Origin of the sequence: Klebsiella africana, assembly GCF_020526085.1 — a bacterium.
Taxonomy (GTDB): Bacteria; Pseudomonadota; Gammaproteobacteria; order Enterobacterales; family Enterobacteriaceae; genus Klebsiella; species Klebsiella africana.
The window spans coordinates 1,257,530-1,280,315 of sequence record NZ_CP084874.1 but is presented as its reverse complement, the minus strand read 5'-3'; the positions used below and the strand labels follow the sequence as shown (position 1 = coordinate 1,280,315).

Genomic DNA, 22,786 nt, shown 5'->3' with positions numbered 1-22,786 from the left:
GATAACACACAAGGAAGCACGCTATGCTTGACGCTCAAACCATCGCCACGGTAAAAGCCACCATCCCCCTGCTGGTAGAGACCGGCCCGAAATTAACCGCCCATTTCTACGATCGTATGTTCGCGCATAATCCGGAGCTCAAAGAGATCTTCAACATGAGCAACCAGCGCAACGGCGATCAGCGTGAAGCGTTATTCAACGCTATTGCCGCCTACGCCAGCAATATCGATAACCTGCCTGCCCTGCTGCCGGCGGTGGAAAAAATCGCCCAGAAACATACCAGCTTCCAGATCAAACCCGAGCAGTACAATATTGTTGGCAGCCATCTGCTGGCGACCCTCGATGAAATGTTCAGTCCGGGCCAGGAAGTGCTCGATGCCTGGGGGAAAGCCTACGGCGTGCTGGCGAACGTCTTTATCGGCCGTGAAGCCGAGATCTATCAGCAAAACGCCAGTAAAACCGGCGGCTGGGAAGGGACTCGCGCGTTCCGCATCGTAAAGAAAACCCCGCGCAGCCAGCTTATCACCAGCTTTGAGTTCGAACCGGTTGATGGCCAGCCGGTCGCCGATTACCAGCCAGGCCAATACCTGGCCATCTGGCTGAAACCTGAGGCGTTCGAGTATCAGGAAATCCGCCAGTACTCCCTGACCCGCAAAGCGGACGGCAAAGGCTACCGCATTGCGGTTAAACGCGAGGAAGGCGGTCAGGTTTCCAGCTGGCTGCATAACCATGCCAGCGAAGGGGATGTGGTCTATCTGGCCGCCCCGGCGGGAGACTTCTTCCTTAGCGTTGAGCCGCTGACGCCGGTCACCCTGCTCTCCGGCGGCGTCGGGCAAACGCCGATGCTGGCGATGCTGGATGCGCTGGCGAAGAGCGGTCATCAGGGTCAGGTGAACTGGTTCCATGCGGCGGAAAATGGCGACGTTCACGCCTTTGCCGATGAAGTGCAGGCGCTCGGCGCGGCGCTGCCGGCGTTTACCTCTCACGTCTGGTATCGCATCCCGACTGAGGCTGACCGTCAGGCTGAACGTTTTGATAGCGAAGGTTTGATGGATTTAGCGGCAGTGGCGGACACGATTCGCGACCCGCAGATGCAGTATTATCTCTGCGGCCCGGTGGCGTTTATGCAGTTTGCAGCGAAGCAGCTGGTAGAATTAGGGATCAACAAAGACAACATTCATTACGAATGTTTCGGCCCGCATAAGGTCCTGTAAGCCCCGACGACGCGGGGATTTGTTGACCGGGTAAGCGCAGAGCCACCCGGCAATACTGCAGCGAGCGGCGAGCGTTAAATCGCCGCGTCGTCTTCTTCGCCGGTACGAATACGAATGACCCGCGCCACGTCGAAGACAAAGATTTTACCGTCGCCGATTTTACCGGTCTGTGCGGTACGGATGATGGTATCCACACAGGTATCGACGATATCGTCGGTCACCACAATTTCAATTTTTACTTTTGGCAGAAAATCGACCATATACTCGGCACCACGGTACAGTTCGGTGTGCCCTTTCTGGCGGCCAAAGCCTTTCACTTCCGTTACCGTCATCCCGGTGATGCCGACTTCGGCCAGCGCTTCACGCACGTCATCCAGTTTGAAAGGTTTAATAATCGCATCAATCTTTTTCATGGGGTTCCTGTCTTAATCGCGTAACCGGTTGCTTACCGTATCATAACTTGCGCTATAGTGCGGAGCTACTCTTTAAAGTCGTTGGCGTCGAGCTCATGGCGCGACAGCAGCTTATAGAATTCGGTGCGGTTGCGCCCTGCCATCCGCGCGGCGTGAGTGACGTTGCCCTTGGTAATTTGCAGCAGCTTGCGCAGGTAATTCAGCTCAAACTGATTGCGCGCCTCCACGAAGGTCGGCAGCGCCGTGTTCTCGCCCTCCAGCGCCTGCTCCACCAGCGCGTCGCCGATCACCGGCGACGAGGTCAGAGCCACGCACTGCTCAATCACGTTCACCAGCTGGCGCACGTTGCCCGGCCACTTGGCGGCCATCAGCCGCTTCATCGCATCGCTGGAAAACGCCCGCACGAAGGGCTTATGACGATCGGCAGACTGACGCAGCAGGTGGTTGGCCAACAGCGGAATATCTTCAGTTCGTTCGGAGAGCGGCGGGATCTTCAGATTCACCACGTTGAGGCGGTAGAACAAGTCTTCACGAAACTCGCCGCGGGCCATCGCCTTCGGCAGGTCGCGGTGGGTGGCGGAGATAATCCGCACGTTGATTTCGATATCGCGGTTGCTGCCCAGCGGACGTACCTTACGCTCCTGCAGGACGCGCAGCAGTTTCACCTGCAGGGAGACCGGCATATCGCCGATCTCGTCGAGAAACAGCGTACCGCCCTCAGCGGCCTGGAATAACCCTTCGCGGTTACTGACCGCGCCGGTAAAAGCGCCCCGCGCATGGCCAAACAGTTCGGATTCGAGCAGCTGTTCCGGCAGCGCGCCGCAGTTGATCGCCACGAACGGCTTATCATGACGCAGGCTGGCATTGTGGATCGCCTGGGCGACGATCTCCTTCCCGGTCCCGCTCTGGCCATTAATTAGTACGCTGACGTCCGATTGCGCCACCATCCCGGCCTGCTCAAGCAGGCGCAGCATCAGCGGGCTGCGGGTTACAATCGCCTGACGCCAGGCTTCGTCGGTGGCCGGCGAGCGCTGCTCCAGCGCCTCATCAATGGCTTTATACAAGGCATCTTTATCGACCGGCTTGGTCAGGAAGCTGAACACCCCCTGCTGGGTAGCGGCCACGGCGTCGGGAATGGAACCATGGGCGGTGAGAATGATCACCGGCATACCGGGCTGCCCCTTCTGGATCTCACTGAACAGCTGCAGGCCGTCCATTTCATCCATCCGCAGATCGCTAATCACCAGATCCACTTTCTCACGCCCCAGCACGCGCAACGCTTCCGGCCCGCTCTCGGCGGTGACCACGCTATAGCCTTCGCTGACCAGGCGCATGCCCAGTAGCTTCAGCAGGCCCGGATCGTCATCCACCAACAGTAAACGCGCCGGTTTACGGATCGTCATGGATCACCTCCGGCACTTTTTCGCTGCTGAAATTGCCGCCCGGCTTGCGGCTGGAGAGCTGACGCTCAATATCCGTGAGATTCTCCAGCTTGCGAGTGGTCAGCTCCAGCTGCTCGCGCAGCGCCAGCTCCTGCTGTCGCAGCGTCTCTAGTTCGCTGTCGCTGGTCTGCTGAAGCTTCGCATAGCGAGCACGCTCCTCTACCAGCTGCAGCTGACGGGTTTGCCCGTCGCGCCAGAGCTGATACAACGGACGGACCTGAACGGCGATTTGCGGGCTGAAGGTATCAAGACGCGCCACCAGATCGCGGCGCTCGTCGGGAGTAATTTTGGCATCAGCAAGCAGGATGCCGCGACGGAACGCGTCCTGCCAGCTGTCGTCGGTATGGCGTTTCGCCTCCGCTCGCGCCTGCGCCGGAGCGAGGCGATCGGCACAGTCAATGCCCCGCAGCCAGTAAAGAGGATTTTTGTCGCTAGCATCGCTGCTGTGCGCCCAGATATCTGCGCAGTCCACCGCGACAAAATCGGCCACCTGATGCTGCGCCTGCCCGGGGGCGGCGGTACCTTCCGCGGTATGCGGTGAAAAGCCGGCGGAACACCCCGCCAGCGTCAGACAAGCAATGCCTGAAAGCAGCCATCCACTGAGGGAACGGCGCCAGGCCAGGAAGTGGGACATAGTTCCCCGATATCGATTCATAAGTTGGATTATTCCGGTGCTGAGGGAAGCGTAATGCGAAAACAGACCTGCCCGGCGGGCGCATCAACTAAGCTGAGCTCCCCTTTCATCTGCCGGACGCAGTCGCGGGCAATACTCAACCCCAGTCCACTGCCCTTAACGGCCCCTTTACGCTGGTGACTGCCCTGGTAAAAAGGCTCGAATATCATGTTTTTTTCCGCGGCCGGGATCGGTTCGCCACTGTTGGCGACATCAATACGCACCTGCTCTCCGTGCCGGTAGCTATGGATACGGATGTTACCGGATTCAGCGCCATAGTGCACCGCATTGGAGTAGAGATTATCCATTACGCTGATCAATAGCGCAGGCTCTGCCAGGCAGCGCCGCGCCTGCAGCGTCAGCTCGGTATGCATCAGTTTAGCCCGCGCGGGCAGGCTATGCGCCGCGACAACGTTTTCCACCAGCTCGACCAGATCCACCGCTTCCCGGGCCACCGGCCCGTCGGCCTGTTTGCGGTTGTAGTCCAACAGCTGTTCAATCAGCTTTTGCAGGTTACGGCTACTGCTGTCGAGGATCTCGACAATCTCCTGCTGCTCAGGGGTCAGAGGCCCGGCAACCCGGTCGGCCAACAGCTCGGTACCTTCACGCATACTGGCCAACGGGGTTTTCAGCTCATGCGACAGATGGCGAAGAAACTGATGTCGCTGCGACTCCAGCCACGCCAGGCGCTCGCTGAGCCAGATGATGCGCTTGCCCACCGATCGCAGCTCGCGCGGGCCGGTAAACATTGCTGCGTCGTCCAGCGATTTCCCTGCCCCCAGCTGATTGATCATTCTTTCTATGCCTTTCACCGGGCCGATAATCATGCGGGTGAAGAGCAGCACCAGCGCCAGGCTCAGCAGAAACAGCACCAGCGCCTGCCAGCCAAAAAACTGGCCGCGTTCGGCTATCTCCTGCTGCAGCTGTTGGCCACGAGAATAGACGACCGCCCGGGTCGCCTGCACCATATCGCTGTTATTACTGGCGAAAACCTCCAGTCTGGCGGCTGCCTGGGCATCGGGGCCGCTATTTTTACACTGCAACTGCGCCAGATCGCTGACATCCTGACGCAGCGCCTGCCAGAGCTTCTCGTCCGGTAGCACGCCGGCGTGGGCGTCCAGCATCTGGCTGTAGCGCTGCCGCTGGTTTTGATAGACGCGCGCCAGCGTCGGATCGTCCAGCACGCAGTACTGGCGATAGCTGCGCTCCATCTCCAGTGCGGCATTGATCATCGCCTCGCTGCGTCGGGCGTCGACCAGGGTGGTACGGTTAATATGCGCCGCCTGGGCGCTAAGGGCGTTCAGGCTCTGCCAGGCCTGCCAGGCCAGCACCAGCAACGGCAGCAGGATCAGCACAAAGGAGAGCGTCACCAGCTGACGCAGCGAACGGGGGAAAAGAGAGAGTCGCTTCAAGGATGTTGTCTCAATCATTAGCTCTGGTCGATGCTAACTGAGGAGCGCGCCGGAGAAAAGCGCTACCGCTGGTTACTGCGCCGCAGAAACAACAAAGCCAGGCACAAGGCCTGGCTTTGTTCAGGAATGAGGCGGTGCCTTACTCGACGTTTCGCCCGATGTCTGATAAAGCCAGGCTGTTATCAGGAGTTGGACGGCAGGCACCTGTTTGTGCGTCATTCGAAGTTTATGTAGCGCGTCCCGAAGGGGCTGACATAAGAAGGTGAATGAGCCACTGGTTAATATTATGCATGAACTATGCCAGCTCTCAAAACATTTTATTAACATATTGATATATATGACTTTAACCGCAAGAACAACCGAACCACCACTGTTTATTTTTCATCCACACTGTCGCTCTTTAGCGACACCAAATAAGCTACCGATTACTCATCATTTAAATCAATGACTTAAGTGTCGCCTATTGACGACACTGCAATATCGCCGTTGTCGGCAATTCCCGACACCCTGGCGTGCCGACCATCACAGATAAAAAAAAGCCCCCTGGTCAGGCAGGGGGCTGATACGTTCGCGAGGCGCGAGAGGACAATTAACCCAGTTGCTTACGCGCGTTTCGGAAGATACGCATCCACGGGCTATCCTCGCCCCAGTTCTCCGGGTGCCAGGAGTTGCTTACGGTACGGAAGACGCGTTCCGGGTGCGGCATCATGATGGTCGCGCGCCCGCTTTCGCTGGTGACCGCGGTGATACCGTTCGGGGAACCGTTCGGGTTCGCCGGATAGGTTTCGGTCACTTTGCCGAAGTTATCCACGAAGCGCAGCGCCACCAGACCTTTGCTCTCCAGCTGAGCCAGATGCGCGCTGTCGCGCACTTCCACCTGACCTTCGCCGTGGGAGACCGCAATCGGCATCCGTGAGCCAACCATGCCTTCCAGCAGCAGGGATGGGCTTTGCGTCACTTCCACCAGGCTAAAGCGCGCTTCGAAGCGGTCAGACTGGTTACGCACAAAGCGCGGCCACAGGTCGCTGCCCGGGATCAGCTCGCGCAGGTTGGACATCATCTGACAGCCGTTGCACACGCCGAGCGCCAGCGTCTGCGGACGGTGGAAGAACGTCGCGAACTCGTCGCGCACGCGCTCGTTGAACAGAATCGACTTCGCCCAGCCCTCGCCCGCCCCCAGCACATCGCCGTAGGAGAAGCCGCCGCAGGCTACCAGAGCATGGAAATCGCCCAGACCGGTCCGGCCGGCCAGCAGGTCGCTCATATGCACGTCGATGGCGTCAAAACCGGCACGATGGAAGGCGGCCGCCATTTCAACGTGGGAGTTCACCCCTTGCTCGCGCAGAACGGCTACTTTCGGACGCGCGCCGGTGGCAATATACGGCGCGGCGACGTCGTCATTAATATCAAACGAGAGGTTCACATTGAGGCCCGGGTCGGCGTCATTAGCTTTCGCCTGGTGCTCCTGATCGGCACAGGCCGGGTTGTCGCGCAGACGCTGCATCTGCCAGGTGGTTTCCGCCCACCACATGCGCAACGTAGTGCGGCTTTCGCTGAATACCGTCTGACCGTCGGCAGTCAGCACAAAGCGATCGCCCTCGACCGCTTTACCGAGGTAATGCACGCAGTCTGCCAGGCCGTTGGCCGCCAGAATGGCTTCTACCGCTTCACGGTCTGCGGCGCGCACCTGAAGCACCGCCCCCAGCTCTTCGTTGAACAGCGCGGCAAGACGGTCGTCGCCCAGCGCGGCGATATCCGCTTCCAGGCCACAGTGGCCGGTAAAGGCCATTTCCGCCAGGGTCACCAGCAGGCCGCCGTCGGAGCGGTCGTGGTAGGCCAGCAGTTTACGCTGCGCCACCAGGGCCTGCATCGCATCCCAGAAGCCTTTCAGTTGGGCAACATCGCGCACGTCAGCCGGCTTGTCGCCGAGCTGGCGATAGACCTGCGCCAGCGCCGTCGCGCCCAGCGCGTTGTGCCCTTTACCGAGGTCGATCAGCAGCAGGGCGTTATCTTCCGTCGAAAGCTGCGGCGTGACGGTATGACGAACATCTTCAACACGGGCGAAGGCAGAGATGACCAGCGACAGCGGGGAGGTCATCTCACGCTGCTCGTTGCCTTCCTGCCAGCGGGTTTTCATCGACATCGAGTCTTTACCGACCGGAATGGTCAGGCCCAGCGCCGGGCACAGCTCTTCGCCCACCGCTTTCACCGCCTCATACAGGCCAGCGTCTTCACCCGGGTGGCCGGCGGCGGCCATCCAGTTAGCCGACAGCTTCACGCGGTTCAGCTCGCCAATCTGCGTGGCTGCGATGTTGGTCAGCGCTTCGCCGACCGCCAGACGGCCGGAGGCGGCGAAGTCCAGCAGGGCGACCGGGGCGCGCTCGCCCATCGCCATCGCTTCGCCATAGTAGCTGTCCAGGCTGGCGGTGGTCACCGCGCAGTTGGCCACCGGGATCTGCCACGGGCCAACCATCTGGTCACGGGCGACCATGCCGGTCACCGTGCGGTCGCCAATGGTGACGAGGAAGGTTTTCTCGGCCACCGTTGGCAGGTGTAGAACGCGGTTAACCGCATCGGCAAGGGTAATCGGTTGGCGATCCAGCGCACTGCCCTGAGCTTTCAGAGTCTGCACGTCGCGGGTCATTTTCGGCGTTTTGCCGAGCAGGACGTCCAGCGGCAGGTCGATTGGCTGATCGTTAAAGTGGCTGTCGCTCAGGCTCAGGTGCTGCTCAGCGGTGGCTTCGCCGATGACGGCATAAGGCGCGCGCTCGCGGCGGCACAGCTCGTCAAATAGCGGCAGCTGTTCCGGGGCGACCGCCAGAACATAACGTTCCTGCGATTCGTTACACCAGATCTCCAGCGGGCTCATGCCTGGTTCATCGCTGAGAATATCGCGCAGCTGGAATTTACCGCCGCGGCCGCCGTCGCTCACCAGCTCCGGCATGGCGTTGGAGAGACCGCCCGCGCCAACGTCGTGGATAAAGAGGATCGGGTTGGCGTCGCCCAGTTGCCAGCAGCGGTCGATCACTTCCTGGCAGCGACGTTCCATTTCCGGGTTGTCACGCTGTACGGAGGCGAAATCGAGGTCGGCATCAGACTGGCCGGAGGCCATAGAAGACGCCGCGCCGCCGCCGAGGCCGATGTTCATCGCCGGGCCACCCAGCACGATCAGCTTCGCCCCGACGGTGATTTCGCCCTTCTGCACGTGCTCGCCGCGGATGTTGCCGATACCGCCGGCCAGCATGATCGGTTTGTGGTAGCCGCGCAGCTCTTCGCCATTATGGCTGGTAACTTTCTCTTCATAGGTACGGAAGTAGCCGTTCAGCGCCGGACGACCAAATTCGTTGTTAAACGCCGCGCCGCCCAGCGGGCCTTCGGTCATGATGTCCAGGGCGGTGACAATGCGATCCGGTTTACCGAAATCTTCTTCCCACGGCTGTTCGAAGCCCGGGATACGCAGGTTGGAAACCGAGAAGCCCACCAGGCCCGCTTTCGGCTTCGCGCCGCGGCCGGTGGCGCCTTCATCACGGATTTCACCGCCGGAGCCGGTTGCCGCGCCCGGCCATGGAGAGATGGCCGTCGGGTGGTTATGGGTTTCCACCTTCATCAGAATGTGCGCCGGCTCCTGATGGAAGTCGTAACGCCCGGTCTGGTGGTCGGCGAAATAGCGCCCGACTTCAGACCCTTCCATCACCGCGGCGTTGTCTTTATAGGCTGACAGGACGTAGTCCGGCGTTTTTTCAAAGGTGTTTTTGATCATTTTGAACAGCGACTTCGGCTGCTGTTCGCCGTCGATGATCCAGTCGGCATTGAAAATCTTATGGCGACAATGCTCTGAGTTCGCTTGGGCAAACATATACAGCTCGATATCGTTCGGGTTGCGGCCCAGACGGGTAAACGCGTCCTGCAGATAGTCAATTTCGTCGTCGGCCAGCGCCAGCCCCAGACGGAGGTTGGCGTCAATCAGCGCCTGACGCCCTTCGCCCAGCAGGTCGACGCTGGTGACCGGCGTCGGCTGATGGTGAGCGAACAGCTTCTCACCTGCTTCCAGGGCGTCGAAGACACTCTCCATCATGCGGTCGTGCAGCTCCGCCGCCACTGCGGCCCATTGCGCTTCGGTCAGGGTTGAGGCCTCAACGTAATACGCCACACCGCGCTCCAGACGTACAACCTGCGCCAGTCCGCAGTTGTGGGCAATATCGGTAGCTTTAGAAGACCAGGGAGAGATGGTGCCAGGGCGAGGGGTCACGAGCAGTAATTTACCGGTCGGGGTATGGCTGTTTAAGCTCGGGCCATACTTAAGCAGTCGCGCCAGGCGCTCGCGATCGTCAGCGCTCAACGGGGCGTTCAGATCGGCAAAATGAATATACTCGGCATATATGGCGCTTACCGGAAGGTTGGCCGCCTGAAATCGTGCCAGCAGTTTATTAATACGGAATGCCGACAGTGCAGGTGAACCACGCAAAATTTCCATCATAAGTCTCTCGTCTTCGAAGCTTTCAGGGTGAGCCAGGGGGGGAAACGGGCGTCATTATAGTGAATCCTGCGCCCCGACGAAACCGTTTGCGTAGAAATAAAATGATTCATCAGCTTTATCAATAAATGTGACGACCATCGCGAATAAGTTGCCAACTGGCGCATTCTTAAGCAGAATGCCGCTCATTCGACGACAACCTTGCGTTTTTTCCGGACATCGCCTGCTGAGGAACCTGAAGCTGCAGAAGATTAACGCGCTGAAAAAATTAAAGATTAATTATCTGCTGATCGGCATTGTCACCCTTTTGCTGGCGGCGGCCCTGTGGCCGTCGATCCCCTGGTCCGGTAAACCTGAGAACCGGGTGGCGGGCATTATCGCTCGCGGCGAGCTACGCATCAGCACCATCAACTCGCCGATGACCTTCACCACCATGAACAATAAAACGTTCGGTCTGGATTATGAACTGGCGAAACAGTTTGCCGACTACCTCGGCGTAACGCTTAAGGTAACCGTCCGGCAAAACATCAGCCAGCTGTTTGACGACCTCGATGACGGTCAGGCCGATATGCTGGCCGCCGGGCTGGTCTATAACCAGGAGCGGGTGAAAAACTACCAGGCCGGCCCCACCTACTATTCCGTTTCGCAACAGCTGGTCTATCGCGTCGGCAATACCCGGCCGCGCAGTCTCGCGGCGCTGACCGCCGAGCAACTCGCCATCGCCCCGGGTCACGTGGCAATCAACGACCTGCAGTCCTTAAAAGCGGAGAAATACCCGGATCTTGCCTGGCGCGTAGACGAGAAGCGTGGTACCACGGCCCTGATGCAGGCGGTGATTGACGGCAAACTCGATTACACTGTCGCCGATTCGGTGGCCGTCAGCTTGTTTCAGCGCGTCCATCCGGAGCTGGCGGTAGCCCTCGATATCACCGACGAACAACCGGTCACCTGGTTTAGCGCCCGAGGCGACGATAATTCGCTGTCGGCGGCGATGCTTGATTTCTTCAATAACATTAATGAAGACGGTACGCTGGCGCGCCTGGAGGAGAAATACCTCGGCCACGGCAACGATTTCGATTATGTCGATACCCGCACCTTCCTGCGCGCGGTGGAAAACATTCTTCCGGAGGTGCAGCCGCTGTTTGAAAAGTACGCCCGCGAGATCGACTGGCGCCTGCTGGCCGCGATCGCCTGGCAGGAATCCCACTGGGATCCGCAGGCCACCTCCCCCACCGGCGTGCGCGGCATGATGATGCTAACGCGCAATACCGCGCAAAGCCTGGGGCTGACCGATCGCACCGATGCGGCGCAGAGTATCGAGGGCGGCATGCGCTATCTGCAGGATATGATGGATAAAGTGCCGGATTCGATCCCGAAAGACGAACGCATCTGGTTTGCGCTGGCCGCTTACAATATGGGCTATGCCCATATGCTGGACGCCATGGCGCTCACCCGCAAACAAAAAGGCAATCCCAACAGCTGGGCAGACGTTAAGCTGCGTTTACCTCTGTTAAGCCAGAAGCCCTATTACAGCAAACTTAAATACGGCTATGCGCGCGGCCATGAGGCCTACGCCTATGTGGAAAACATCCGTAAATATCAGATAAGCCTTGTCGGCTATTTGTCAGAGAAGGAGCGCCAGCAGCAGCAAACGCTGGCCCTGGCGGAGGATTACCCGGCCGTCCTCCCGCACGAGCTCGAACAGCCGCAGGAAACGACCCTGCCCTTTTTCAAGTTTCGCGCCGATAAACAGCTGGATAATGCCCGGTTAAAGCTCCCAGGCCATCCTTACTAATTCTCCCCTTGCTGCTCCCGGGCTTTCTTCAGCGCTTTTTTCTCTTCCCGCCGCCAGCGGAAGAAGTCGCTCAGCATGGCAGAGCAGGACTCCGCCAGCACGCCTTCGCTAACCTCAACCCGATGATTCATTCCCGGGTGGTGCAGAACATCCATCAGCGAGCCGGCGGCGCCGGTCTTGGCATCCCTGGCGCCAAACACCAGGCGGGCGATACGGCTGTGCACCATCGCGCCCGCGCACATTACGCAGGGCTCGAGGGTCACGTACAGCGTGGCATCAATCAGGCGGTAGTTTTGCAGCACCAGCCCACCCTGGCGTAAAGCCATTATTTCCGCGTGAGCGGTGGGGTCGTGACGGCCGATTGGCCGGTTCCAGCCTTCGCCAATGACCTGATTGTTATGCACCAGCACCGCGCCCACCGGCACCTCGCCCTCTTCCCAGGCGCGTTTCGCCAGCGTCAGGGCATGACGCATCCAGTATTCATCATTGAGTTCGAGGTCAGACACAGCGGCCACTCCAGCAGAAAAAGCGGGGCGCATTATACATGGGCGCTATCAATTACACACTATTACTCCAGCTGCTGAAGCTCTCCCTGAGGCGTTACCCGCCAGCGATGCTGGCAAAAGCCGAGCAAGGGATTGTCCTGCTCGCTATCGCTATAGCCGCTGTACAGCCGCAGCGGGGCGCCAATCTTTTTCTCCAGCTGCACCACCTTTTCATGCCCCAGGCAGCGCAGGGTCAATACCCAGCCGCCCCAGCGACGCGCGGTGCGGCTGGCTATCAGATTCACCCGCGGCAACCAGAGGGTATCACGATAGACCTGCTCCACCAGCGATTGCGGCGAGCCGGTGATCAACCAGACATCGGCATCGGTGCTGGTCAGGTACGCCGTGAGCCGTGCATGAACCACCGGAAACGCCGTCACATGATGGCGAAACCAGCCGACAAATTCCGCTTCCAGCCGCTTCAGTACCGCCTCGCGACGGCCAAAGGTTGACGCCCACAGCAGGAGGCTCATCGGCCAGCGCGCCGCCCGTCCGCTCACCGCCAGTCCGGCAAGGATCACCGGCCCCATCGGCACCACCAGCAACAGGTTCAGCGGCAAATGGCGCAGCAGGTAGCGCAGAAAACTGCCGAACATATCCTGTTGATGCAAGGTTCCGTCCAGATCAAAAAACACCACTCTCCGTTCACTGCGCTGCAAACTGCCTCCTCATCTCAGGAATCACTTCTTGTTATCTAAGCTTAACAGTCTTACACCGCAAAGCGGGAAAACATCCCTGCCGTTGAGGAAGAATTACAGTAGCAGGCTAAGGAAAAATTGTGGCCTAAGAATTTTTAATTCGTGGTATACCCCTTATAATCGAATAAAAATTCTGTCAGTCACGAGCCGGACGGCTCCAGCGGAGCTCCAATGAACTGTTTAACGCGCATTCGTCAGCGCTATCCCACCCTGGCGGCGAGCGACAAAAAGTTGGCCGATTATATTCTGAGCCAGCCCGATGAGACCCGGCACCTCAGCTCGCAGCAGCTGGCGGCGCAAGCCGGTGTGAGTCAGTCCAGCGTGGTTAAATTTGCCCAGAAGCTGGGATTCAAAGGCTTTCCGGCGCTGAAGCTGGCCCTCAGTGAGGCGCTGGCGAGTAGCCCGGATCCGCACTCGGTTCCGGTGCATAACCACATTCGCGGTGACGACCCGCTGCGTCTGGTGGGCGAGAAACTGATTAAAGACAATGTCGCCGCCATGCATGCCTCGCTGGACGTCAACACTGAAGAGACGCTACGGGAAGCCGTCACGCTGCTGCGCAACGCCCGCCGGGTGATTGTCACCGGCATCGGCGCCTCCGGTCTGGTGGCGCGTAACTTTAGCTGGAAGCTGATGAAGATCGGCATCAACGCTGTTTCTGAGCAGGATATGCATGCCCTGCTGGCGACAGTGCAGGCCATGTCCAGCGACGATCTGCTGCTGGCGATCTCTTACTCCGGCGAGCGCCGGGAGATCAATATGGCGGCAGGTGAAGCGCTGCGCGTGGGCTGTAAGATCCTGGCGATCACCGGGTTTAGCCCGAACGCCCTGCAGCAGCAGGCGACCCACTGCCTGTATACTATCGCCGAAGAGCAGGCGACGCGCAGCGCCGCCATCTCTTCCACCAGCGCGCAAATGATGCTGACCGACCTGCTGTTTATGGGGCTGGTGCAGCAGGATCTGGAGCGGGCGCCGGAGCGCATTCGCCATAGCGAAGCGCTGGTGAAAAAGCTGGTCTGAGCAGAAAATGGGCGTATAATGCCCGCCCTGTTTGTGTTGTTTCTGAGACTTTCCTGATGGCGCTGTTAATTACCAAAAAATGCATCAATTGCGACATGTGCGAGCCGGAGTGCCCGAATGAGGCCATTTCGATGGGTGACAGCATTTATGAAATTAACAGCGACCGCTGCACCGAGTGCGTGGGCCATTACGACACGCCAACCTGTCAGAAAGTGTGCCCGATCCCGAATACTATTCTCAAAGATCCGGCACACGTTGAGAGTGAAGAACAGCTGTGGGATAAATTCGTGCTGATGCACCACGCGGATAAACTGTAACCGCCACCCTGGCTAGCTTTCGACAATCACCGTGGCGCAGGCGTAGTGGCGTTCATCGGCGAGAGTAACATGAATGTGGCTCACCCCCATCCGTTCCGCTAGCCGTTGCGCCTCACCCCATAACCGCAGCTTTGGCTTGCCCAGCTCGTCGTTGTAAACTTCAAACTGATTAAACGCCAGCCCGTTGCGGATCCCGGTTCCCAGCGCTTTCGCCGCCGCTTCCTTGACCGCAAAGCGTTTAGCCAGGAAACGCACCGGCTGCTGGTGCTGCTCCCAGATGCTCCATTCATGGTCGCTCAGCACCCGGCGGGCAAGGCGATCGCCACTGCGGGCGATCACTGCTTCGATGCGGGCGATCTCGACGATGTCGGTACCCAGCCCGAGAATGGCCATTAGCCGCGCGCTTCCAGCATCAGACGCTTCATTTCCGCCACCGCCTCTTTCAGGCCGCTCATCACCGCACGGCCAATAATCGCATGGCCGATATTCAGCTCATGCATTTCCGGCAGCGCCGCAATCGCTTTCACGTTGTGGTAGGTCAGACCGTGGCCAGCATTCACCTTCAGGCCGAGGCTGACGGCATAGGTGGCCGCTTTAGCAATACGTTCCAGCTCCTTCGCCTGCTCGGCGTCGGTTTTGGCATCGGCATAGCAGCCGGTGTGGATTTCGATATAGGGCGCGCCAACGTCCGCCGCCGCTTTAATCTGCGCTTCATCCGCATCGATAAACAGGGAGACCAGGATGCCGGCATCCGCCAGGCGTTGACAGGCATCGCGCATCTTATCGCGCTGCCCGGCCACGTCCAGTCCGCCTTCGGTTGTGACTTCCTGACGCTTCTCCGGCACCAGGCAGCAGAAGTGCGGTTTGGTTTCGCAGGCGATCGTCAGCATCTCTTCGGTGACCGCCATTTCAAGATTCATCCGGGTGTGCAGCGTCTGGCGCAGAATACGCACATCGCGATCGGTAATATGGCGACGATCTTCGCGCAGATGCACGGTAATGCCATCGGCGCCGGCCTGTTCGGCAATGAAAGCCGCCTGAACCGGATCCGGGTAGGCGGTGCCGCGGGCGTTACGCAAGGTCGCGATATGGTCAATATTGACCCCTAACAATAATTCAGCCATGACAATCCTCGTTAATCATTCTTCGTATTATCCGCTCGCGCCTTTCGCGCGGGCATAAACTGGCGAAACAATTCCCGGCTCTTGAGCGGTTTGCCGCCGAGATAGGGCTTCAGGGCGATACGGGTAAAGCGCTTCGCGGCGCGCAACGTATCAACATCAGGAAACTCGCGACTCGCCAACGCTTTCAAATGGTGCCCGGTAAACGTGTTGTTATCAATCACCAGGCTGGCAATAAAGCCCTTTTCTTCGCGATAGCGGTAGGTCATGGTGTCGTCCACCGGCTCGCCGCTCCCCGCGCAGTGGAGAAAATCCACGCCATAGCCCAGGTGCCCGAGCAGCGCCAGCTCAAAGCGCCGCAGCGCGGGCTCCGGCGAGCCGCTGGATCCGGCGAGCGCCTGAATGCAGTGCAGGTAGTCGAAAAAGAGTTCGGAGAAGCGTGTTTCGTGCTCCAGCACGCGGGAAATAAGCTCGTTAACGTAGAGACCGCTGTAGAGGGTGATGCCGCTTAGCGGCAGCGCCAGCGAAACGGCTTCCGCGCTGCGCAGGGTTTTGACTTCGCCGCGGCCGCCGAAGCGAACCAGTAAGGGGGTAAAGGGCTGTAAGGCGCCCTTGAGATTAGAGCGTTTGGAGCGTGCACCTTTGGCAACCAGGCGCACGCGACCGGACTCTTCCGTGAAGACGTCCAGCATCAGGCTGGTTTCGCTCCACGGACGGCTATGCAGGACAAAGGCGCGCTGCCATCCATCCACGTTGCGTTAACTCAGAGGTCGTCAACGTAACCGAGACTGCGCAGGGCGCGCTCGTCATCGGCCCAACCGGATTTCACTTTCACCCACAGCTCGAGGTGCACCGGCGCTTCAAACATCTCCTGCATATCCTTACGCGCCTCGATACCGATGGTTTTGATTTTGGCACCTTTATTGCCAATCACCATCTTCTTCTGCCCTTCACGCTCGACGAGGATCAGGCCGTTGATATCGTAACCGCCGCGCTCGTTGCTGACGAAACGTTCGATTTCCACGGTGACGGAGTACGGCAGCTCAGCGCCGAGGAAACGCATCAGTTTTTCACGGATGATTTCGGAGGCCATAAAGCGTTGTGAGCGATCGGTAATATAGTCTTCCGGGAAGTGATGGATCGCTTCCGGCAGATGCTTACGCACGATCGCCGCGATGGTGTCGACGTTGGTCCCCGTTTCCGCCGACATCGGCACGATATCGAGGAAGTTCATCTGGCTGGCGAGGAACTGCAGGTGCGGTAACAGATCCGCTTTTTCCTGCACATTATCCACCTTGTTGACCGCGAGGATCACCGGCGCTTTCGCTTCACGCAGCTTGTTCAGCACCATCTCGTCGTCCTGCGTCCAGCGAGTGCCTTCCACCACGAAGATGACCAGTTCTACGTCGCCAATCGAGCTGCTGGCCGCTTTGTTCATCAGGCGGTTAATCGCACGCTTCTCTTCCATATGCAGGCCCGGAGTATCAACGTAAATCGCCTGATACGGCCCTTCGGTATGGATGCCGACGATGCGGTGACGGGTAGTCTGCGCTTTACGGGAGGTGATCGAGATCTTCTGCCCAAGAAGCTTGTTCAACAGCGTGGATTTGCCAACGTTTGGACGACCCACGATGGCGACAAACCCACAATAACTTTTTTCTTCGCTCATTCCAGCTCCAGCTTTTTCAGCGTCTGTTCGGCGGCAGCCTGCTCCGCCTTGCGACGGCTGGAACCTGTGCCAACCACCGGTTCACTCAGGCCACTGACCTGGCAGTGGATAGTAAATTCCTGATCGTGCGCTTCGCCGCGTACCTGGACCACCAGGTAAGACGGCAGCGGCAGATGACGTCCCTGCAGATACTCCTGCAGACGCGTCTTCGGATCCTTTTGCTTATCGCCCGGACTGATTTCGTCCAGACGGGTCTGGTACCAGGAGAGGATTAAGCGTTCAACGTTCTGAATATCGCTGTCGAGGAAAACCCCGCCAATTAACGCTTCAACGGTATCCGCGAGAATCGATTCGCGACGGAAACCGCCGCTTTTCAGCTCGCCCGGCCCGAGGCGCAGACACTCGCCAAGCTCAAACTCGCGGGCAATTTCCGCCAGCGTGTTGCCGCGCACCAGCGTCGCGCGCATACGGCTCATGTCGCCTTCATCCACGCGAGGAAAGCGATGATACAGCGCGTTAGCGATCACGAAACTTAAAATGGAGTCGCCTAAAAATTCCAGGCGCTCATTATGTTTGCTGCTGGCACTGCGGTGAGTTAATGCCTGTTGCAACAGCTCCTGATGATGAAAAGTGTAGCCCAGCTTTCGTTGAAGCCGATTAATTACGATGGGGTTCATGCGTTACCAATAAATGAATGCGTCAAAGATGCAGCACACGAAACCGACCTGAGCATTCGCTTCAAACAGTAATTTGAAACAGACCAATACGCTTTCGTGTGCAGTGTCACCCGGCAGAGCGACAACCAAAAACTTCGGGGGGATATTCTATACGCAACGACACGGGATGTCGTTAGTTTGAATGGATTTAAATACTAAATAATTCACGCCGCTGCGATAACAGCAGCGACGTGAATTCAGCAGAGGAAATTAATGAATTCCACCAATGCGCGATAACCGCACGCCGGTCGGCCATTCACCTTCCTGCTTTTCAAAACTCATCCAGATTGCGGTCGCTTTGCCGACCAGGTTGGCTTCCGGCACAAAGCCCCAGTACCGGCTGTCGGCGCTGTTATCCCGGTTGTCGCCCATCATAAAGTACTGACCGGGCGGCACAATCCAGGTGGCCAGCGGCAGACCGGACTGATGGTAGTACATCCCAACCTGATCCTGGGCAATCGGCACCATCAGAATTCGGTGCGTCACGTCGCCCAGCGTCTCCTGACGCTCGGTGAGACGAATGCCGTCGGCTTTAGTTTCGCCCTTCGGCAACTGCCAGAAACCGCTGCTCGCTTCGCCGCCGTTGCTGCGGGAGAAGGTCTGAACAAAATCGCTCGGCTCCACGTTGGAATAGGTCACCGGCAGCGCGTTGCCGCAAGCCTGTCCGGAGCTGCAACCCGGCTGAATAGTGACCTGTTTGGCAACCGGATCGTAAGTGACCTTATCACCCGGTAACCCCACCGCGCGCTTAATGTAGTCCAGGCGCGGGTCTTCCGGATATTTAAACACCACGATGTCGCCGCGCTTCGGATGACCGGTCTCGATCAGCGTTTTCTGGTAGATAGGATCTTTAATGCCATAGGCAAATTTCTCCACCAGAATAAAATCGCCGATGAGCAGCGTTGGCATCATCGAACCTGACGGGATCTGGAAAGGCTCATAAATAAATGAACGTACCACCAGAACGATCGCCAGCACCGGGAAAACCGATGCGCCGGTTTCCAGCCAGCCCGGTTTCGGGCCGACTTTCTTCAGCGTCTTCTTGTCCAGTTGCTCGCCGGTCGCTGCCTGAGCAGCGGCCTGACGTTCACGACGTTTCGGTGCAAAAATGAACTTGTCCAGGCACCATAAAACGCCCGTCACCAGGGTTGCAATCACCAGGATCAGGGCAAACATGTTCGCCATGCCAACTCCTTAGGGTTATTTGCCGTCTTTACCAACGTGCAGAATGGCGAGGAACGCTTCCTGCGGCAGCTCAACGTTACCGACCTGCTTCATACGCTTCTTACCTTCTTTCTGCTTCTGCAGCAGCTTTTTCTTACGGCTGACGTCACCGCCGTAGCATTTCGCCAGGACGTTTTTACGCAGCTGTTTCACGGTAGAGCGCGCGATAATGTGGTTACCGATGGCCGCCTGAATCGCGATATCAAACTGCTGACGCGGAATCAGATCTTTCATCTTTTCCACCAGCTCGCGGCCGCGATACGGCGCGTTATCGTTGTGGGTGATCAGCGCCAGCGCATCGACGCGCTCGCCGTTGATCAACACATCGACGCGTACCATGTTCGACGCCTGGAAGCGTTTGAAGTTGTAGTCCAGCGACGCATAGCCGCGGGAGGTAGACTTCAGGCGGTCGAAGAAGTCGAGAACCACTTCCGCCATCGGGATTTCATAGGTCAGCGCCACCTGTTTACCGTGGTAAACCATGTTGGTCTGCACACCACGCTTCTCGACACACAAGGTAATCACATTGCCGAGGAACTCCTGCGGCAGCAGCATGTGACACTCGGCGATCGGCTCGCGCAGCTCCTGAATATTATTCAGCGGCGGCAGCTTGGACGGGCTGTCGACGTAGATAACTTCTTTGGAGGTGGTCTCTACTTCGTAGACTACCGTCGGCGCGGTGGTGATCAGGTCGAGATCGTATTCACGCTCCAGACGCTCCTGAATGATCTCCATGTGCAGCAGGCCGAGGAAGCCGCAGCGGAAGCCGAAGCCCAGCGCGGTAGAGCTTTCCGGCTCGTAGAACAGAGAGGCATCGTTGAGGCTCAGTTTGCCCAGCGCATCGCGGAAAGCTTCATAATCATCGGAGCTCACCGGGAACAGGCCGGCATACACCTGCGGTTTCACCTTCTTAAAGCCAGGCAGCGCTTTGTCTGCCGGGTTACGGGCGGCGGTCAGGGTATCGCCCACCGGCGCGCCGAGGATGTCTTTGATCGCGCAGACCAGCCAGCCTACCTCGCCGCATTTCAGCTCGGTACGGTCAACCTGTTTCGGGGTGAAGATGCCCAGACGGTCAGCGTTATAGACCTGGCCGGTGCTCATGACTTTGATCTTGTCGCCTTTGCGCATAGTGCCGTTTTTAATCCGCACCAGCGACACCACGCCGAGGTAGTTATCGAACCAGGAGTCGATAATCAGCGCCTGCAGCGGCGCGTCCGGATCGCCTGCCGGCGGCGGAATATCGCGCACCAGACGCTCCAGCACGTCGGTCACGCCAACGCCGGTTTTTGCCGAGCAGCGCACCGCGTCGTGGGCGTCGATCCCGACGATATCTTCAATCTCGTCCGCAACGCGCTCAGGGTCGGCCGCAGGCAGGTCGATCTTGTTGAGTACCGGAACCACTTCAAGGTCCATCTCCATGGCGGTGTAGCAGTTGGCCAGGGTCTGGGCTTCTACACCCTGCCCCGCGTCTACCACCAGCAGCGCGCCTTCGCACGCGGCAAGAGAACGGGAAACTTCATAGGAGAAGTCCACGTGGCCCGGGGTGTCGATAAAGTTCAGCTGGTAGGTCTCACCGTCGCTGGCCTTATAGTCCAGGGTGACGCTCTGCGCCTTGATGGTGATCCCGCGTTCGCGCTCAAGATCCATGGAATCCAGAACCTGGGCTTCCATTTCGCGATCAGAAAGGCCACCGCAAATCTGGATGATACGGTCAGACAGCGTCGACTTACCGTGGTCGATGTGAGCGATGATCGAAAAGTTACGTATATTCTTCATATTTAGAGTTAATTATGCCTTACGAGTATCATGAGGCCGCTGTACTGTGCCTGACGTTTTTTAATCCGAAAACGCCGCATTCTACACTACATCCGCGAAACCAGGAAATGCTGTTAGATCCAGCATACCCGCAGAAATTGTGGCGTTGTAACAGGAAAGGTAAATAAAGATAAGGGCCAGTGAAATCACTGATCCATGTCGGAGGAAGGCGTATCAACACGTAGCAGATCCGGCGGCAGTGCGACGTTCAGAATCACCGGCTGCCAGGACTGACGTGCCGCCAGCCGGGGCGACAGACCGCGCGCCACCAGGAAGCCGCCGACCCCGCCCAGCAGCGCGCCGCAAAGTGACGCAATGTCGCTGGCAAACAGCACCTGAAAAATCGACGCCATCACAAACAGCCCCGCCAGCGGCGCCATATAGACCAGCATCGCTGAGCCCAGCAGGCTGCTTTCAGCGATCCCCAGCTCCACTTTTTGCCCCGCTGCCAACGGCTGCTCGCAGGGCACGCTAATGGTATGGCTGGTCTGCGGCCCCAGCTTGTTTAGCACCCGGCTACCACAGCCGGCGCGGGAGGCGCAGCTGCTGCATGAGGCTTTAACGTCGCAGTGCACCTGCGCCACGCCGTTATGCCAGGAAACCACGGTGGCCCACTCTTTAATCATTGTACTGCCTTGAATTTAATACTGTCTGAGATACGCTTCGCCGTCTGCGGCGGCAGCTCGCCCACTACGGTTATCTCCGCATTATCGCGTACCGTCGTGCTGACGGTGCGTCGGCCAGTGCGCAACAGCTGGTCGCTGCTGGCCGCCGTGGCGCGGTTGATATTGATCGAGAAGCTAAACAAGCCGTCGGAATAGAGACGTGATTCTACCGGACCGTCAAAGGTGGGAAGACGGCGCTGGCTGCTGGAAACCTCAGTCACGCCCTGCGGGAGCCACGTCGGCGCCCAGTTGAAGTTGGCTTTGTCGCCTCCTTCAGGCACCGACAGCTGCGGCGGCAAATTCGCTTTTGCCAGCGTCTCCATGCTGGCGCTGACGTTATCGCCAACGTTGAAGGAGACGACCCGGAACTGCTCCAGCGTTTCCCCATCGCGGTCGAGCAAATCGACGCGCAGCGGCAGCTTGGTCTCAGCGTCCAGCCAGGCGATGAAGCTATAGCGCGTGCCGTCGCGAGCCACGACGCGAATGACATCGCAAAGGCGGTCAGCGATACGGGTACGGCCCACGGAGATAAAATCATACGCTGCGGAAAGGCGCTTGAAATCGCTGTAAACCAATGACGGCAGCGAATCGACGATATAGTCGCCGTTCAGGGTGAACGGATCGAGACCGGGTTCAAAATAGCTGATTTCCGTGCCGCGCAGGACCACTTCCCGGCGCGGGCCGTCCAGCTGCAGCAGTTGCGCCAGCGGCTGGTTGTTCAGCCGCGCGTGACGATAACGCAGCGACTCAACGCCTTGTTTGCTGATGCTGACGAAAGACAGCTCATAATTGAGGGACTGGCTGGCCAGGTTCATCTGCTGCAACAACGCCCCGGACGATGTATCAGCCGAGGCGTTGACAGAGAACAACAGGCTGCCTGCCATGAGTGACATAGCACACCAAAGTTGCTTCATTACTGCGATTGCGTTCCTAAAGTTTGATAGCCCGGTACCTGGACCGCAGCCTGCTGAGTCTGGGCCTGGCCAAACTGAAGCTGCTCAGCGTGCAGGCGACGCTGCAGTTCATAATCCTGCAACATGGCGTTAATCCGGCGGCGCTGTTCCTGAACCTGCGCCTGCTGGCCGCTACCTGCTGATGCGTCAGCCGGTACGCCAAGGCTAACCGGGCTTGCTTTACCCATCATTGGCAGCGTATTAAACACCGGCGCCTCTGGCTGCTGGGTCGCATCAGACTGTCCATTATAGTGCTGGACGCCGACGATGACCGCAAGCGATACGCAGGCGGCAACGCCCATTTGAGTCAGGGAGCTGGCCCACGGACGCACCTTGTTCCAGAACGGCATTTGCCGCCACTGGTGGGGTGCGGGTTGAGATTCAGGAATAAGCGGCGCCGTCTGACGAACGGGCTCATTTTCAATGGCGGCCATCACCCGGGCGGAGATATCAAACTGCAGCATCTCCGCGGTATCGCCACGCAGCGTATCGCGGATAAGGTGGTAACTCTCCCAGGTTTTTTGCATCTCAGAAGAACGACTCAGCTCATTGAGCAGTTCGTTATCCAGCGTTTCACCATCCATTAAAGCCGAAAGTTTTTCTTTCTGCATGCCTGATAC

Annotated in this window: 21 protein-coding genes; 4 read left to right on the top strand and 17 right to left on the bottom strand. The window is 58.5% G+C overall.

Features of this window, described 5'->3' with window-relative positions:
- The first annotated feature begins 23 nt into the window (after nucleotides 1-23).
- Complete coding sequence (gene hmpA / locus LGL98_RS06270) at nucleotides 24-1,214, top strand: NO-inducible flavohemoprotein (RefSeq protein WP_136030053.1); 1,191 nt, start codon at nucleotides 24-26, stop codon at nucleotides 1,212-1,214.
- Between the two features lie 74 nt (nucleotides 1,215-1,288).
- Here hmpA and glnB read toward each other — a convergent pair whose 3' ends face one another.
- The 5 genes from glnB to purL form a co-directional block, all read right to left on the bottom strand.
- On the bottom strand, nucleotides 1,289-1,627 hold the full coding sequence (gene glnB, locus LGL98_RS06265; protein ID WP_002914032.1) for a nitrogen regulatory protein P-II: 339 nt from the start codon (nucleotides 1,625-1,627) through the stop codon (nucleotides 1,289-1,291).
- 65 nt (nucleotides 1,628-1,692) lie between these two features.
- Entirely contained in the window at nucleotides 1,693-3,030 is a 1,338-nt protein-coding gene (gene glrR / locus LGL98_RS06260; RefSeq protein WP_136030055.1) for a two-component system response regulator GlrR, read from the bottom strand.
- Nucleotides 3,017-3,703 carry a two-component system QseEF-associated lipoprotein QseG gene (qseG, locus tag LGL98_RS06255; RefSeq protein ID WP_168435234.1) on the bottom strand — a complete coding sequence of 229 codons (687 nt, stop codon included), beginning with the start codon at nucleotides 3,701-3,703 and terminating at the stop codon, nucleotides 3,017-3,019. Before qseG ends, glrR begins: the two co-directional genes overlap by 14 nt.
- Nucleotides 3,704-3,732: 29 nt before the next feature.
- Nucleotides 3,733-5,154: a sensor histidine kinase gene (locus LGL98_RS06250; RefSeq protein ID WP_136030058.1), complete on the bottom strand. Its 1,422-nt coding sequence runs from the start codon at nucleotides 5,152-5,154 to the stop codon at nucleotides 3,733-3,735.
- 589 nt (nucleotides 5,155-5,743) lie between these two features.
- Complete coding sequence (gene purL, locus LGL98_RS06245; protein ID WP_136030062.1) at nucleotides 5,744-9,631, bottom strand: phosphoribosylformylglycinamidine synthase; 3,888 nt, start codon at nucleotides 9,629-9,631, stop codon at nucleotides 5,744-5,746.
- A gap of 175 nt (nucleotides 9,632-9,806) precedes the next feature.
- Between purL and mltF the strand changes: the two genes are divergently transcribed.
- A complete protein-coding gene (mltF, locus tag LGL98_RS06240) occupies nucleotides 9,807-11,423 on the top strand; it encodes a membrane-bound lytic murein transglycosylase MltF (RefSeq protein WP_136030064.1) in 1,617 nt (538 codons plus the stop codon).
- On the opposite strand, the gene tadA is transcribed toward mltF, so the two are convergent.
- Together tadA and yfhb are read right to left on the bottom strand one after the other, a co-directional pair.
- Nucleotides 11,420-11,929, bottom strand: a complete 510-nt coding sequence (tadA, locus tag LGL98_RS06235) for a tRNA adenosine(34) deaminase TadA (RefSeq protein ID WP_208431236.1) — start codon at nucleotides 11,927-11,929, stop codon at nucleotides 11,420-11,422. The genes mltF and tadA overlap by 4 nt on opposite strands.
- A gap of 62 nt (nucleotides 11,930-11,991) precedes the next feature.
- Nucleotides 11,992-12,603: a phosphatidylglycerophosphatase C gene (gene yfhb, locus LGL98_RS06230; protein ID WP_226651798.1), complete on the bottom strand. Its 612-nt coding sequence runs from the start codon at nucleotides 12,601-12,603 to the stop codon at nucleotides 11,992-11,994.
- A gap of 234 nt (nucleotides 12,604-12,837) precedes the next feature.
- Between yfhb and LGL98_RS06225 the strand changes: the two genes are divergently transcribed.
- Nucleotides 12,838-13,686: a MurR/RpiR family transcriptional regulator gene (locus LGL98_RS06225; protein ID WP_136030070.1), complete on the top strand. Its 849-nt coding sequence runs from the start codon at nucleotides 12,838-12,840 to the stop codon at nucleotides 13,684-13,686.
- Between the two features lie 56 nt (nucleotides 13,687-13,742).
- Nucleotides 13,743-14,003 carry a YfhL family 4Fe-4S dicluster ferredoxin gene (locus LGL98_RS06220; RefSeq protein ID WP_136030072.1) on the top strand — a complete coding sequence of 87 codons (261 nt, stop codon included), beginning with the start codon at nucleotides 13,743-13,745 and terminating at the stop codon, nucleotides 14,001-14,003.
- Nucleotides 14,004-14,015: 12 nt separating this feature from the next.
- Here LGL98_RS06220 and acpS read toward each other — a convergent pair whose 3' ends face one another.
- The 10 genes from acpS to rseA form a co-directional block, all read right to left on the bottom strand.
- Entirely contained in the window at nucleotides 14,016-14,396 is a 381-nt protein-coding gene (gene acpS / locus LGL98_RS06215; protein ID WP_136030074.1) for a holo-ACP synthase, read from the bottom strand.
- Nucleotides 14,396-15,127, bottom strand: a complete 732-nt coding sequence (pdxJ, locus tag LGL98_RS06210; protein WP_136030076.1) for a pyridoxine 5'-phosphate synthase — start codon at nucleotides 15,125-15,127, stop codon at nucleotides 14,396-14,398. Before pdxJ ends, acpS begins: the two co-directional genes overlap by 1 nt.
- A gap of 11 nt (nucleotides 15,128-15,138) precedes the next feature.
- Entirely contained in the window at nucleotides 15,139-15,876 is a 738-nt protein-coding gene (gene recO / locus LGL98_RS06205) for a DNA repair protein RecO (protein ID WP_136030078.1), read from the bottom strand.
- A gap of 11 nt (nucleotides 15,877-15,887) precedes the next feature.
- Nucleotides 15,888-16,793 carry a GTPase Era gene (gene era, locus LGL98_RS06200; RefSeq protein ID WP_136030080.1) on the bottom strand — a complete coding sequence of 302 codons (906 nt, stop codon included), beginning with the start codon at nucleotides 16,791-16,793 and terminating at the stop codon, nucleotides 15,888-15,890.
- Nucleotides 16,790-17,470 (bottom strand): ribonuclease III, encoded by a 681-nt coding sequence (rnc, locus tag LGL98_RS06195; RefSeq protein ID WP_134920730.1) that lies wholly within the window; start codon nucleotides 17,468-17,470, stop codon nucleotides 16,790-16,792. The genes era and rnc overlap by 4 nt, the downstream gene beginning before the upstream one ends.
- A gap of 249 nt (nucleotides 17,471-17,719) precedes the next feature.
- A complete protein-coding gene (gene lepB / locus LGL98_RS06190; RefSeq protein WP_002914067.1) occupies nucleotides 17,720-18,694 on the bottom strand; it encodes a signal peptidase I in 975 nt (324 codons plus the stop codon).
- 15 nt (nucleotides 18,695-18,709) lie between these two features.
- Nucleotides 18,710-20,509, bottom strand: coding sequence for a translation elongation factor 4 (lepA, locus tag LGL98_RS06185; protein ID WP_136030083.1), 1,800 nt, complete (start codon nucleotides 20,507-20,509; stop codon nucleotides 18,710-18,712).
- Nucleotides 20,510-20,694: 185 nt separating this feature from the next.
- Complete coding sequence (gene rseC / locus LGL98_RS06180) at nucleotides 20,695-21,174, bottom strand: SoxR-reducing system protein RseC (protein ID WP_136030084.1); 480 nt, start codon at nucleotides 21,172-21,174, stop codon at nucleotides 20,695-20,697.
- Nucleotides 21,171-22,127 (bottom strand): sigma-E factor regulatory protein RseB, encoded by a 957-nt coding sequence (rseB, locus tag LGL98_RS06175; RefSeq protein ID WP_002914070.1) that lies wholly within the window; start codon nucleotides 22,125-22,127, stop codon nucleotides 21,171-21,173. The genes rseC and rseB overlap by 4 nt, the downstream gene beginning before the upstream one ends.
- Nucleotides 22,127-22,777 (bottom strand): anti-sigma-E factor RseA, encoded by a 651-nt coding sequence (gene rseA, locus LGL98_RS06170; protein WP_136030087.1) that lies wholly within the window; start codon nucleotides 22,775-22,777, stop codon nucleotides 22,127-22,129. Before rseA ends, rseB begins: the two co-directional genes overlap by 1 nt.
- Between the last annotated feature and the right edge of the window lie 9 nt (nucleotides 22,778-22,786).